Annotated in this window: 10 protein-coding genes; 2 read left to right on the top strand and 8 right to left on the bottom strand. The window is 66.5% G+C overall.

The annotated features are described in order from the left end of the window. Positions 1-48 precede the first annotated feature (48 nt). Positions 49-1,425: a signal recognition particle protein gene (ffh, locus tag CR919_RS17255; RefSeq protein WP_099821058.1), complete on the bottom strand. Its 1,377-nt coding sequence runs from the start codon at positions 1,423-1,425 to the stop codon at positions 49-51. Between the two features lie 122 nt (positions 1,426-1,547). On the opposite strand from ffh, the gene ccsA reads away from it, so the two are divergent. Further along, positions 1,548-2,342, top strand: a complete 795-nt coding sequence (ccsA, locus tag CR919_RS17250) for a cytochrome c biogenesis protein CcsA (protein ID WP_099821057.1) — start codon at positions 1,548-1,550, stop codon at positions 2,340-2,342. Positions 2,343-2,449: 107 nt separating this feature from the next. Here the strand turns inward: ccsA and CR919_RS17245 are convergent, their stop codons facing one another. From CR919_RS17245 to radA, 4 genes are all read right to left on the bottom strand, one after another. After that, entirely contained in the window at positions 2,450-2,914 is a 465-nt protein-coding gene (locus tag CR919_RS17245) for a hypothetical protein (RefSeq protein ID WP_099821056.1), read from the bottom strand. 106 nt (positions 2,915-3,020) lie between these two features. Continuing rightward, complete coding sequence (locus tag CR919_RS17240; protein WP_099821055.1) at positions 3,021-5,327, bottom strand: tetratricopeptide repeat protein; 2,307 nt, start codon at positions 5,325-5,327, stop codon at positions 3,021-3,023. 48 nt (positions 5,328-5,375) lie between these two features. Beyond that, a complete protein-coding gene (locus CR919_RS17235; protein ID WP_099821054.1) occupies positions 5,376-7,232 on the bottom strand; it encodes an ATP-binding protein in 1,857 nt (618 codons plus the stop codon). A gap of 176 nt (positions 7,233-7,408) precedes the next feature. Then, positions 7,409-8,785, bottom strand: a complete 1,377-nt coding sequence (gene radA, locus CR919_RS17230; RefSeq protein ID WP_099821053.1) for a DNA repair protein RadA — start codon at positions 8,783-8,785, stop codon at positions 7,409-7,411. 148 nt (positions 8,786-8,933) lie between these two features. Between radA and CR919_RS17225 the strand changes: the two genes are divergently transcribed. Beyond that, a complete protein-coding gene (locus tag CR919_RS17225) occupies positions 8,934-10,991 on the top strand; it encodes a bifunctional diguanylate cyclase/phosphodiesterase (protein WP_099821052.1) in 2,058 nt (685 codons plus the stop codon). 267 nt (positions 10,992-11,258) lie between these two features. Here the strand turns inward: CR919_RS17225 and cyoD are convergent, their stop codons facing one another. From cyoD to cyoB, 3 genes are read right to left on the bottom strand one after another with little or no spacing between them, the layout of a single operon-like run. Next, positions 11,259-11,600 (bottom strand): cytochrome o ubiquinol oxidase subunit IV, encoded by a 342-nt coding sequence (gene cyoD, locus CR919_RS17220; RefSeq protein WP_025873831.1) that lies wholly within the window; start codon positions 11,598-11,600, stop codon positions 11,259-11,261. Next, complete coding sequence (gene cyoC, locus CR919_RS17215; protein ID WP_099821051.1) at positions 11,600-12,238, bottom strand: cytochrome o ubiquinol oxidase subunit III; 639 nt, start codon at positions 12,236-12,238, stop codon at positions 11,600-11,602. The genes cyoD and cyoC overlap by 1 nt, the downstream gene beginning before the upstream one ends. Next, the gene (cyoB, locus tag CR919_RS17210) at positions 12,235-14,232 is read right to left on the bottom strand and encodes a cytochrome o ubiquinol oxidase subunit I (protein ID WP_089239620.1); all 1,998 of its coding nucleotides are present in this window, start codon (positions 14,230-14,232) and stop codon (positions 12,235-12,237) included. The genes cyoC and cyoB overlap by 4 nt, the downstream gene beginning before the upstream one ends. Position 14,233: the final 1 nt, after the last annotated feature.

The raw sequence follows: 14,233 nt of genomic DNA, 5'->3' as shown, positions 1-14,233 counted from the left end.
CCTTTGATTGATTCCGCGGGTTGTTCAAGCGTTCGATACAGCACGCGCTCAGCGGAACGGCATGCCACGGCCGCCCATGGCGCCCATCATGCCCTTCATGCTGCGCATCATGCCCTTCATGCCGCCGCCGGCCATCTTGCTCATCATCTTTTCCATCTGCATGTACTGCTTCATGAGCTTGTTGACGTCGGCCGGGGTCACGCCCGAACCCTTGGCGATGCGGGCGCGACGCGAGCCGTTGAGCAGGTTCGGGTTGCGCCGTTCCTTCTTGGTCATCGAGCCGATGATGGCGATCATGCGCGGCACTTCCTTGCCCTGGCTGACCTGCTGCTTGAGGTGCTCGGGAATCTGGCCCAGGCCCGGCAGCTTGTCCATCAGGCCGCCGATGCCGCCCATGTTCTGCATCTGCTCGAGCTGGTCGCGCATGTCGTTCAGATCGAACTTCTTGCCCTTGGCGACCTTCTCGGCCAGCTTCTGCGCCTTGTCCTTGTCGACCTGCTGCTCGACCTGCTCGACCAGCGACAGCACGTCGCCCATGTCGAGGATGCGGCTGGCGATACGGTCCGGGTGGAATACGTCCAGGCCTTCCGGCTTTTCGCTGACACCGACGAACTTGATCGGCTTGCCGGTGATGTAGCGCACGCTCAGCGCGGCGCCGCCACGGGCGTCACCATCGGTCTTGGTCAGCACCACGCCGGTCAACGGCAGTGCATCGCCGAAGGCCTTGGCGGTATTGGCCGCGTCCTGGCCGGTCATGGCGTCAACCACGAACAGGGTTTCCGCCGGGTTGACCGCGGCGTGCAGGGCCTTGATCTCGGCCATCATCGCTTCGTCGATGGCGAGGCGACCGGCGGTATCGACCAGCAGCACGTCGACGAACGACTTGCGCGCGTCATCGATGGCGGCGCGGACGATGGCCTCCGGCTTCTGCTCGGCGCTGGACGGGAAGAACAGCACGCCCACCTGCTCGGCCAGCGTCTTCAGCTGCTCGATCGCCGCCGGACGGTAGACGTCGGCCGAGACCACCATCACCTTCTTCTTGCGCTTTTCCTTCAGGTGCTTGGCCAGCTTGCCGACCGTGGTGGTCTTGCCGGCGCCCTGCAGGCCCGCCATCAGGATGATGGCCGGAGCGGGAACGTTGAGGTTCAGGTCGCTGGCTTCGGCGCCCATCACCGCGGTCAGCTCGTCGCGCACGACCTTGATCAGGGCCTGGCCCGGGGTCAGCGACTTCAGCACTTCCTGGCCGACCGCACGTACCTTGATGCGCTCGATCAGGGCCTGCACCACCGGCAGCGCGACGTCGGCTTCGAGCAGCGCGATGCGGACCTCGCGGGTCGCCTCGCGGATGTTCTCTTCGGTCAGGCGGCCACGGCCGCGCAGGCGCTCGATGGTGCCGGAAAGGCGCTGGGTCAGGGACTCGAACATGCGGCGCAACCTGTCTGAAAGCGGGGGACAATAAGGCTCACAGTATAACGGGTCCACCGCGCTCCCCGGACTGCGACGCCAGGGCCGTCGCCAGCACCCCGGGGGTATGCGAAACTTCAACGATGACAATCGTTCTCATCGCCGTCCTGCTCTACCTGGCCGCCAGCGCCCTGCTGGTGCGCGCCCTTGGTCGCAACGACGGGGTGACCACGCCTGTGTGGCTGTGGCCTGCGCTGCCGGCGATGCTGCTGCATGGCGGCTACCACGTGCTGGTGGCGATGCGCACCACCGGCGGACCGGACATGCACTTCTTCGCCGCGCTGTCGCTGGTCGGCCTGGGCATGGCCTGGCTGACCTCGCTGGTGGGCGCGCGCGGGCGCATGTCCACCCTGGGCGTGGTGGTGTTCCCGCTGGCCGCGCTGCTGCTGGTGGTCTACCACGGCTACGGCCACGAACCGAGCAAGCTGCTGGGCTGGCGCCTGGCCAGCCACGCCTGGTTGGCGCTGCTGGCCTACGCCACGTTGAGCATCGCTGCGCTGCTGGCGATCATGCTGTGGCTACAGGAGCGTGCGCTGCGGCGCCGCGAATTCCGTCCGTGGCTGCGTGCGCTGCCGCCGATGGCCGACCTGGAATCGCTGCTGTTCAGGGTGATCACCGTCGGCTTCGCGCTGCTGACCCTGACCCTGGTCACCGGTGTGCTATTCGTCGACGACCTGCTGGCGCAGAAGCTGGTGCACAAGACGGTGCTGAGCGTGCTGTCGTGGATCGTGTTCGGCGTGCTGCTGATCGGCCGCCGTCGCTATGGCTGGCGCGGCACGAAGGCGGTGCACTGGACGCTGACGGCGATGCTGTTGCTGCTGCTGGCGTTCTTCGGCAGCCAGTTCGTGATCGAGCTGGTGTTCGGGCATTCGCGATAGAGGCGTGCCGACCAACGGTCGGCACCCACCCCCACAGCACCCGTGCCGGCCGCCGGCCGGCAATCGGAGCACAGTAGATCCACGCCATGCGTGGATGCCCCAGATGCTCAGGGCACCGGCTGGGCCAGGATCCTGCGCAGCGAGCGGCCGCTGTTGGTGAGAATGTCATCGACCTGCCAGCAGCCCCCGCCCTTGCGCACCATCGGCAACCGCGTCACGTAGGCCTTGTTCCATACCGCATAGCCCATCTCGACCTGGCCCACCGTGGCGGAAGCCTGCGTCCAGCTGTAGCGCACGGCGCCGTCGATGCCCCCGTCCTGCGCGTCCAGCCACGGATCGGAATCGATCGTGCAGATGCCCTCTTCGCGCACCTGGCAGGCACGCTCGGCGTGCAGCGCCTTGGCGAATGCCGCGCTGACCAGCGCCTGCGGCGGCTGCAGCAGGTCGCCCTTGCCGGTGGTCGCTTCGAAGAAGGCACGTGCCACCTCGGCCGGTTCCCGGCAGGCAGGCGCGGCCTGCACGGTGGGGGCCAACAGCAGGCTGACGATCGCCAACATCCCTGTCTTTCGCATATCCAGTTCCTTGATGGTGGAGAGACGCCGGGCATGGCCCGGCGCTACCGGCAACACGTATGGGTAACGCCGGGCCATGCCCGGCGAGCGCGCAGCGCGACGGAGATTACAACCCGTACCGCTCGATCGCATCCAAGTGCGGCTGGCGATCCTGGTCACAGGCCTCGGCCAGGCGCAGCCAGCAGTGTGGGTGCGCCCAATCCGCCGTCGCCTGCTGCAGGAAGCGATGCAGCGCCAGCGGCGCGTGATCCTGCGGCTGGGCGACAGTGAACAACAGACCCGGCAGCGTGCCGTCTTCCGCGTCCGGATCGGTCACGGTGTAGTCCGCACGGCTGTGCGACCACACCTGCCAGCCCTGTGCCTCGGCGGCTTCCACGAAAGCGTTCCATGCATCTTCACCGGGGTGCGCGCCGTCGACCAGCCAGCTGCGAGCGAAACCACCCCGCTCCAGCACATGCACCTGCGCATAGGTCGGAATGAAGTGCTCGCGCTCCGCTTCGTCTTCTGGTGCCGGGTGCACCAGACCGGCGTCGAACACCACCCAGTCACCCACCTGCTGCGCACGATTGGCCGGTGCATTCTCGACGATACGCGCGGTCACCGGGCCGCTGCGGCGGGCGTAATACTCCATCGGCTCGCCGCCTTCTTCGCTGCGGATGATCACCCAGCCCCAGGGCTCTTCGACCACGCCCTGCTGGCTGGACAGTTCCATGCCGATCGCTGCTGCCGAGCGGCGCACCGCATCCCAGTCGCGCGCCGCGCTGGCCGCACTCATGTGGTCCCAGTGCGCGGCGTTGGGCTCTTCCAGCAGTTCCACCAGCTGCGCATAGCAGGCCTGCGCCTCGCTGAAGCGGCCGGTCTCCATGTACATGCGCGCAAGCGTGCCCCGTGCACCGTTCGATCCCGGCGACAACGCCAGCAATGCCTGCGCGGCCTGCTCCAGCGCCGGCCAATCCGACGCGCGCCGTGCACGCTGCACCTCGCACCAGTGCGCGAACACCGGCACGCTGTCGCGGTAGGTCGCAGCCAGCCTGCGCAGGCCGTCATCATCGCCCTGCTCGACCAGCCAACGCATCAGCGTATACGCCGCTGCGCCATCTTCCTGCGCGTGGCCGCGCACGAAGTCCCACAGCAGTGCCTGCGCTTCGGTCCTGGCGCCACAGGCGTGCAGCGCCGAGGCGGCCACCTCGGCCAGCGCGCCGTCGTCCGGCCGCTCGGCGTGGGCCTGCAGCAGCCACTGCGCTTCGCGCTCGGGATCACGTGACTGGTTCTGTTCGCCCTGCGCCTGCAGCCACGCCAGCAGTTCATCGGCAGGCACCGGCAGCGGTGCCGTCTCCGGCAGCGCCTCGATTCTTGCCGCCAAACCCGCCACCAGCGCGGCAGCGCCGCGGTCCTGCCGCAGTTGCCCCAGATGGGTGCGGGCCAGGCCGAGCTGGCGCTGTGCCACCCAGCGCGCACCGCGCTGCAGGGCCAGTTCCAGGCTCAACGCAGCGATCTCGATCACCAGGCGATGCGCGCCAACAGTGGCGAAGTGCTCGATGATGGTGTTGAAGCGCGTACCCAGATCCCAGGTGTTGCGTTCGCCATCACGACTGCACAGCGTTGACACGGTATTGGCCCACAGCCGCCAGTGGTTCGGCGTCAGCTCGCTCCAGGGCACCAGCTGCTGCAGCGCTTCTTCATCACGCCCCAACTGGGCCAGCGCCCAGGCCTTGGACAGCCGGCGCGGCACCGTGCAGTTGGCCGGCTCGTATTCGCCTGCGGCGGCTACTTCGGCCTCACGCTGCTCGATCAGTGCGAGGGCCTCCGCCGCGCGGCCGCTGGCCAGCAGGATCTTGATCTGCATTTCCGGGAAGCTGTCGAACACTTCCTTGCCGCGCGCCTGGATCGCCGCCGCCTGCACCTGCAGGTAATCCAGCGCGTCCTGGCAACGGCCGTCGTCCAGCAGCGCGTCGGCCTTCTCGCAGCTCAGGCACTGGAAGCAGGCCCAGCTCGGGTCGATGCGGCCGAGCGTCTCGTCGCAGACCTCGATGCGCTCGGGCACCCAGCCTGGACCATCGATGTTGCCGTAGCAGGCGGCAAGATCCTGGGTGACGCAGATCGACTGCGGGCAGTCCAGGGTATCGGCACGGTGTGCGCGCTCGAACAGCGCCACCGACTCGCCCAGCGCGCTTTCACCTTCCACGCGGTTGCCGACGCGGTTGCGCAGCGCCCAATGGCCGACATAGACGTCGACCCAGGGGTTGTCCAGCGCCTTGCCCAACGCGCGTGCTTCGGGCAGCAGTGCATCGACGCGGTCGACCTGCAGTTCACTGACTTCATCGGCAAGGCGGGTCAGCAGGTGGGCGTTCTGTGCCTGCCCGGCCTGGCGCAGGTCTTCCTGCAGTTTTTCGACCCAGTTCCAGATATCCATGGGGGTAATGCTCCTGTCTAGCGAAGGCTGGATGAGAGGGGGCGGTGCTCAGCGCAGCATCTGCTGCAGGGCACCGGCAATATCGGTAAATGCACCATTGAGATCGGGGCCCGGCGTCGCCGCAGTGCGCTGCAACGGCCGGCCCTGCGCGGACACGATGATCTTCAGCGAGCGCAGAAGGCGCGCGGCCGACGCGGCCTGCGGGTGGCCATCGCGCTGGGCCTGCAGCAAGGCCTGCACCGCTGGATTGTCCAGGTTGAGGTAGAGCCGCGACGGTGCACGCGCCTCGATGCGGGCGGTGAACTGGCGCGCCAGCCGCAGGGCGGCCATCGAGACGCGCTTGTCGTTCTCGTCGTCTTCCAGGCGCTGCTTCAGCTCGGCTTCGCGGTCGGGCACCACCACCACCGGCAGCGCCTCGGGGCTGAACCGCGCCGGCAGCAACTGTTCGCCATCGCCCAGGTGTTCACGCAACCAGGCCAGCTGCGCATCGTCAAGGCTGTCGTCGGTGCGGAACAGTGCGCGATTGCCCTGCTCGGTACCCAGTTCGACCAGGCGCAGGCCCTTGGCCTGGGCCCAGCGGCGAAGGAATGGAACCACCGCATAGCGATGGCCATGCGCGACCGGCACGCCCATCGCACGGAACAGCATTTCCTCGAAGCCGCCACCGTTGTCGAGGATCACATGCACCGCGCCGCGCGCCGGCAACGCGCTGGCCGGCAGGTCACCCTGCGAGGTCGGCACGCGCACGTGTTCCAGCAGCAGGTCGAACAGGCGCTCATCGCACAGCGCCGCACCCAGCAGGGCCTCGTTGTGGCGGCTGAGCACGCGCCGCCAGGCTTCGGGCTGCTGCCGCGCGACGTCGGCCAGGCCATCGATCAGCGCTTCCAGCAGGGCGTGCTGCACGGCGCGATAGTGGTCATCGCGCTGCAGGTCCTCGCGGCTGGCGGTCGGGGTCAGCTTCGACGATTCGATCACCCCGCCGATGAAACCGGCCCACGGCGGCAGCAGGTCGCGCGCGTCGTCGTCCAGCAGAATGCCGCGCACGAACACCGACAGGTTGCGGTTGTCGCTGGTGCCGTAGGTGGCACCATCCTGCACCCAGAGCATGCCGACGGCATCACTGCTGCCATCGGACCGTAGCGGCATCGTCACGATGGGCTCGAAATCATGTTCGAAGCGGGCCGCGAACTGCTGCGCCTGGCGGCGTGCCTGCACCGGATGCAGCGCGACGTCACCCTGCCCGCGCCACGGCGGCGGTTCGGGATTGATCGCGGCGGTCGCCGCACCGATGAAGATCGGCTCGGACAGCAGCGCGCAGTAGCGGCCCAGCACCTCGTGCAGGCGCGCTTCGTTGGCCAGCGGCAGGAAGTCCGGATGCAGCTCCAGCTCGACCTCGGTGCCGATCGCCCGTGCCGGCACTTCGCTGACGGTGTACTGCTCGGCGTTGCTGGACACGTACAGGTGGCCCAGCTCTGGTGACTGGTAGGAGGTGGTACGCACGCTGACACGGCGCGCCAGCACGAAGGCCGACAGGAAGCCGAGGCCGAACATGCCGATCAGGCCTTCATCGTCCTCGCCGTCCTGGCGCAGGCCGCGGGTGTAACCGACCCCGACCGTGGCCAGGTAATCGTGGATTTCCTGCCGGGTCAGGCCGGCACCGGTATCGGTGATGCGCAGCACGCCGGCGGCGACATCGACCTGCACGTCGATGCGCGACACACTCTGGATGCCGGGCTGCTCGATACGGCGACGGATGATCGAATCGTGCGCGTTCTGCACCAGCTCACGCAGCGCCACCATCGGGGTGGAATACAGGTGCTTGCCCAGCACCGTCATCAATCCATTGAGATCGACCCCGGCGCGGCGGATTTCGGCGGCGGGGGTGCTGAACATCGGGTCCTGCATGTAATCGATTACTCCTTGCCACGGAAAGGCGCCAGGGGGCGTCTTCGTCGAGCCGGGAAAACTAGCACAGGCAGGCTGACTGTTGCCGCATGTGACGTTTGTAGAGCCGAGCCCGCGCTCGGCTGGCCTTTGCCGGAAAAGCAGCCGAGCATGGGCTCGGCTCTACAGTACCGGCATCACGCCGCGTCGATGGCCTCGGACAGGCGTTCGACCGCGATCACTTCCATCCCCTTCACCGAACCGCCCTTGGGCGCATTGGCCTTGGGCACGATGGCGCGCTTGAAGCCGTGGGTCGCGGCTTCGCGCAGGCGATCCTCGCCATTGGGTACCGGCCGGATTTCACCGGACAGGCCGACTTCACCGAACGCGATGGTCTTCTCGGCCAGCGGACGGTCCTGCAGCGAGGACAGCACCGCCAGCAGCACCGGCAGGTCGGCGGCGGTCTCCTGCACGCGGATGCCACCAACAACGTTCACGAACACGTCCTGGTCGCCGACCAGCACGCCGCCATGCCGATGCAGCACCGCCAGCAGCATGGCCAGGCGGTTCTGCTCCAGGCCCACCGCCACGCGGCGCGGATTGGACAGCGGCGAGGCGTCGACCAGCGCCTGCACTTCCACCAGCAACGGCCGGGTGCCCTCGCGGGTGACCATCACGCAGCTGCCCGGCTGGTGCGTGCTGGCACCGGACAGGAAGATCGCCGACGGATTGGAGACTTCCTTCAGGCCCTTGTCGCCCATCGCGAACACGCCCAGCTCGTTGACCGCGCCGAAGCGGTTCTTGAAGGCCCGCAGCAGGCGGAAGCGGCTGCCGCTCTCACCTTCGAAATACAGCACGGCATCGACCATGTGCTCCAGCACGCGCGGGCCGGCGATGCCGCCTTCCTTGGTCACGTGGCCGACCAGGAACACCGCGGTTCCGGTTTCCTTGGCGAAGCGCACCAGCCGCGCAGCGCTCTCGCGCACCTGGCTGACCGAACCAGGCGCGGCGGTCAGCGTCTCGGTCCACAGCGTCTGCACCGAATCGGCCACGATCAGCCGCGGCCCACTCTTGGTGGCGTGCTGCAGGATGGATTCGACACCGGTCTCGGCCAGCGCGTTGACGCCCTCCAGCGGCAGCTCCAGCCGGTGCGCCCGACCGGCCACCTGGGCCAGTGATTCTTCACCGGTGACGTAGAGCACCGGCAGCACCGCGGCCATCTTCGCCACCGCCTGCAGCAGCAGGGTGGATTTGCCGATGCCCGGATCACCACCGACCAGCACCACCGCGCCCTCGACCAGGCCGCCGCCGAGCACGCGGTCGAATTCACCGATGCCGGTGCTGACCCGGTTGTGCTCGGTCTGCGCCACGTCCTTCAGTGCGGTGATCTTCGGCGGGTCGATCTTGCCCGCCCAGCCGGCACGCCGTGAGGCGGGCGCCTTGGCCGCCGTCGCGCTCTCAAGGACGATTTCCGACAGCGTGTTCCAGGCGTTGCACTCGGTGCACTGGCCTTGCCACTTGCTGTATTCGGCGCCGCATTCATTGCAGACATACGCGGTGCGGGCTTTGGCCATCGGAGATTTCCTGCAGGGGCAACGAGCGTGGCAGGATAGCCGAGCCGGGTCGCACGTGCTGCGACCACTCAAGTCCCACCCGCCGGTGCCGATAGCGGTGGCGGGCGTGCGCCTTGCGGGCGCCCCTCCCTTCTCCTCTGGATTCAACATGACTGGTAGTTACAGTCAGGGCCTGGTCGCCATCTCGCTGCTGGTGGCCATGCTGGCATCGTATACCGCGCTCGACATGGCCGGCCGCCTGGCCACGGCCGAGGGCCGGGTCGCCCGCTGGTGGCTGGCCGGCGGTGCCGCCGCGATGGGCCTGGGCATCTGGTCGATGCACTTCATCGCGATGCTGGCGTTCAAGCTGCCGATTCCAGTCGGATACGACCTGGCGATCACCCTGTATTCGCTGGCCGTGTCGATCGGCGCATCGGCCTATGCGCTGTGGCTGGTGTCGCGGCCCAGCCTGCCGCTGCAGCGCCTGGCCGCCGGTGCGGTGCTGATGGGACTGGGTATCGCGGCCATGCACTACCTGGGCATGGCCGCGATGCGGATGCAGCCGGGCATCGACTACCACCCGGGCTGGTTTGCCGCATCGATCGCGGTGGCCATCGGCGCCGCCGGTGCAGCGCTGTGGATCGCCTTCCGGCTGCGCGTCGAGCAACGCAACACGGTGCGCCTGCGGATACTGGCATCACTGGTGATGGGCCTGGCCATCGTCGGCATGCATTACACCGGCATGGCCGCCGCACGCTTCCCGGCAGGCAGCGTCTGCGGCGCGGTCGGCAGCGGCGGCATCGATCCCCGCTGGCTGGCCGTGCTGGTGATCGTGACCACCCTGGCCACGCTGGGCATCGCGTTGGTTGCCTCGTTGTTCGACCGCCAGATGCGCGTGCGCACCGGTCTGCTGGCCGACTCCCTGGCCCACGCCAATGACAAGCTGATCCAGGCGGCACTGCACGATCCACTGACCCAGCTGCCGAACCGCATGCTGCTGCAGGACCGGATCGAGCAGGCCATCGAGAAGGCGCAACGCCGCCAGCAGTCGGTGGCGGTGATGTTCTGCGACCTGGACGGTTTCAAGGCCGTCAACGATGCCTATGGCCACCAGCTGGGAGATCGCCTGCTGGTCGCGGTGGCCCAGCGCGTGGGGGCGCAGCTGCGGCCGCAGGACACCCTCGCCCGCCTCGGTGGCGACGAGTTCGTGATCGTGCTGGCCATTGATGCACCCGACGATGCGGCGGTGGTCGCCGAACGGGTGATCGCGGCGGCCAGCGAACCGTTCGTGCTGGATGCGGCGGAACTGCAGGTCACCGCCAGCCTGGGCATTGCCCTGTATCCGGACGATGCCGGCGACGAACGCGAGTTGATGGCGCATGCCGATGCGGCGATGTACCACACCAAGGAAACCGGCCGGAACGGCTACACCTTCTTCATCCCTTCGATGCAGCTCAGTGCCAACCGCCAGCTGCGGCTGCTGCAGGACCTGCGCAAGGCGATCGCGCGCAACGAACTGCTGCTGCACTACCAGCCGAAATTTCCGGCGGCCGACGCGCCCGCCACCGGCGCCGAGGCGCTGCTGCGCTGGCAGCATCCGGAGCTGGGCCTGCTGGCACCGGACGTGTTCATTCCCATCGCCGAGCGTAGCGGCCTGATCCTGCCGATCGGCGACTGGGTGCTGGACCAGGCCTGCGCGCAGCTGCGGGCCTGGCATGACGGCGGGCACAGCCACTGGACGATGGCGGTGAACCTGTCGCCGCTGCAGTTCGCCTCGCCGGCCCTGCTGGACAGCGTGCGGGCGGTGCTGGAACGGCATCGCATCGACCCGGCGCGGCTGACCCTGGAGATCACCGAAACCACGGCGATGAAGGATGTCGAGGCAAGCCTGGCGATCCTCAACGATCTGACTGCGATGGGCGTGCACATCGCCATCGACGACTTCGGCACCGGCTATTCCAGCCTGCTGTACCTCAAGCGCATGCCCGCCACCGAGCTGAAGATCGACCGGGCGTTCGTGCATGACCTCGAACGCAATGACGAGGATGCGGCCATCGTGTCGTCGATCATCGCGCTGGGCCGCACCCTGCAGCTGCAGGTGGTGGCCGAGGGCGTGGAGACCCAGGCGCAGCGCGATTATCTGAGCGAGCTGGGCTGCGACCAGCTGCAGGGCTATCACCTGGGGCGGCCGATGGAGGCCGAGGAGTTCCTGCGCAAGGTGGGGTGAGAGGCAACCGCATCCACGCATGGCGTGGATCTACTGCATCCTCCGGATGCATTGAACGGCAACCGCATCCACGCATGGCGTGGATCTACTGCATCCTCCGGATGCATTGAACGGCAACCGCATCCACGCATGGCGTGGATCTACTGTGCGGGGACTTCGCGGTGACGGGTAGATCCACGCCATGCGTGGATGCGTTCCCCGCGATCGCGGGGCAAACAGAAAGGCCGCCCGAAGGCGGCCTTTCTGCGTGGCAACGTCGCGAAGACGTCAGTGCATCATGTGCACGTTCATGTTGTGCATGACCCACAGGGTACCGACCACGATGATGCCGATCACCACCACGGTGAAGGCCGCAGCGTTGACGTTCCAGCGGCTCTCCGACGAGCGGTCCAGGTGCAGGAAGAACACCAGGTGGACCAGCATCTGCAGCACCGCGGTGATGGCGATCACCACACCGTTGACGGTGCGCGAGAAATCGCCCGACATCACCATGTAGAACGGGATGACGGTCAGCACCACCGCCAGCACGAAGCCGATCAGGTACGACTTCACGGTGCCGTGGCTTTCGCCGCCGGCGGCGTGGTCGTGTGCATGGTTGTCATGTGCCATTACAGCGCTCCATTGAGGTAGACGACGGAGAACACGCCGATCCAGATCAGGTCCAGGAAGTGCCAGAACAGGCTCAGGCACGCCATGCGGGTCTTGTTGGTCGGGGTCAGGCCGTACTTCTTCAGCTGCACGAACATCACCAGCAGCCACAGCAGGCCGGCGCTGACGTGCAGGCCGTGGGTACCGACCAGGGCGAAGAACGCCGACAGGAAGGCACTGCGGTCCGGACCGTAACCCTGATGGATCAGGTGCTGGAACTCATAGACTTCCATGCACATGAAGCCAAAGCCCAGCAGCCAGGTGATGCCCAGCCACAGGAACATCTGACCGACCTGCTTGCGGTGCATGGCGATCATGCCCAGGCCGAAGGTCAGCGACGAGGTCAGCAGCAGCGCGGTTTCCCACGCCACGAACGGCAGCTCGAACAGGTCCTTCGCGCCGGGGCCACCATCGGTGCCGCCGGCCAGCACCACGTAGGTGGCAAACAGCGAGGCGAAGATGAGGCAGTCGCTCATCAGGTACACCCAGAAACCGAAGACGGTGTTGCCGCCGGTGTCGTGGTGCTCGTGGTCGTCATGGCCATGGGCCGCCGCGTGTGCGGCGTGCCCGTGGTTCACGGTGGAGGTATTGGTGCTCATGCCTTCAGCTCCGACTTCACCAGGCCCTGGGCTTCCAGGTGCTTGCGGTGTTCGTTCTCGATGCGTTCCACCTCGGCGGCCGGGACCCAGTAGTCCACGTCCTGGTCGAAGGTGCGGTAGATGAACGTGGCGATCATGCCGACGAAGCCGATGATGGCCAGCCACCAGATGTGCCAGATCATCGCAAAGCCGAACACCATGCTGAAGGCGCCGATGACAACGCCGGTGCCGGTGTTGCGCGGCATGTGGATGTCGGTGTACTTGGCCGGCTTCGGCCAGGCTTCACCACGCTGCTTGCGCTCCCAGAAATCGTCCAGCTCGGTGACTTCCGGCAAGGTGCCGAAGTTGTAGAAAGCCGGCGGCGAAGAGGTTTCCCACTCCAGCGTACGGGCATCCCACGGGTCGCCGGTGAGGTCGGCAGTCTTCTTGCGGTCGCGGATCGACACGGCCACCTGGATGATCTGGCACAGGATGCCGGCACCCACGATGAAGGCGCCCACAGCGGCCACCAGCAGGAACGGCTCGTAGGCCGGGTTGACGGTACTCTGCAGACGACGGGTCATGCCCATGAAGCCCAGCACGTACATCGGCATGAAGGTCACATAGAAGCCGATGAACCAGCACCAGAACGCGCACTTGCCCCAGAACTCGTTGAGGCGGAAGCCGAACATCTTCGGCCACCAGTAGGTGATGCCGGCGAACATGCCGAACACCACGCCGCCGATGATGACGTTGTGGAAGTGGGCGATCAGGAACAGGCTGTTGTGCAGCACGAAGTCGATGGCCGGGATCGCCAGCATCACGCCGGTCATGCCGCCGATGGTGAAGGTGACCATGAAGCCGATGGTCCACAGCACGGGCGTGGTGAACTGCACGCGACCGCGGAACATGGTGAACAGCCAGTTGAAGATCTTCACGCCGGTGGGGATGGAGATGATCATCGTCGTGATGCCGAAGAAGGCATTGACGTTGGCACCCGAGCCCATGGTGAAGAAGTGGTGCAGCCACACGATGAACGACAGCACGCCGATGCAGGCGGTGGCGTAGACCATGCCCTTGTAACCGAACAGGGCCTTGCGCGAGAAGGTCGCGATGACCTCGGAGAACACGCCGAAGGCCGGCAGCACCAGGATATAGACTTCCGGGTGACCCCAGATCCAGATCAGGTTGATGTACAGCATGGCGTTGCCGCCACCGTCATTGGTGAAGAAGTGCGTACCCAGGTAACGGTCAAGGGTCAGCAGCACCAGGGTGATGGTCAGCACCGGGAAGGCGGCGACGATCAGCACGTTGGTCACCAGCGCGGTCCAGGTGAAGACCGGCATCTGCATGAGCTTCATGCTCGGGGTGCGCATCTTGAGGATGGTGATGAAGAAGTTGATACCACTCAACGTGGTACCCAGACCCGCCACCTGTAGTCCCCATATGTAGTAGTCCATACCTACATTGTTGCTGTACTCGATGCCCGACAATGGCGGGAAGGCCAGCCAGCCGGTGGCGGCGAATTCACCGATCCACAGCGACAGCATGATCAGCACCGCACCGGACACGAACAGCCAGAAGCTGAGCGAGTTGACGAACGGGAACGCGACGTCGCGCGCACCGATCTGCAGCGGCACGGCCAGGTTCATCAGGCCGGTGATCAACGGCATCGCCACGAAGAAGATCATGATCACGCCGTGGGCGGTGAAGATCTGGTCGTAGTGGTGCGGCGGCAGGTAACCCTCGGACCCGCCCACGGCGATGGCCTGCTGGGTACGCATCATGATCGCGTCGGAGAAACCGCGCAGCAGCATGACGAAGGCGACGATGATGTACATCACGCCGATCTTCTTGTGATCCACCGAGGTGAACCACTCCTTCCACAGATAGCCCCACAGCTTGAACTTGGTGATCAGGGCGACGACGCCCAGGCCACCAAGGATCGCGCCGACCAGGGTGGTCAGCACGATCGGATCGTGGGGGATCGACTCAAGAGAGAGTTTTCCCAACATG

The organism is Stenotrophomonas sp. LMG 10879 (assembly GCF_002750935.1).
Lineage (GTDB): Bacteria > Pseudomonadota > Gammaproteobacteria > Xanthomonadales > Xanthomonadaceae > Stenotrophomonas > Stenotrophomonas lactitubi_B.
The sequence above is the reverse complement of the archived record's forward strand: the minus strand, read 5'-3'. Positions and strand labels throughout refer to the sequence as shown.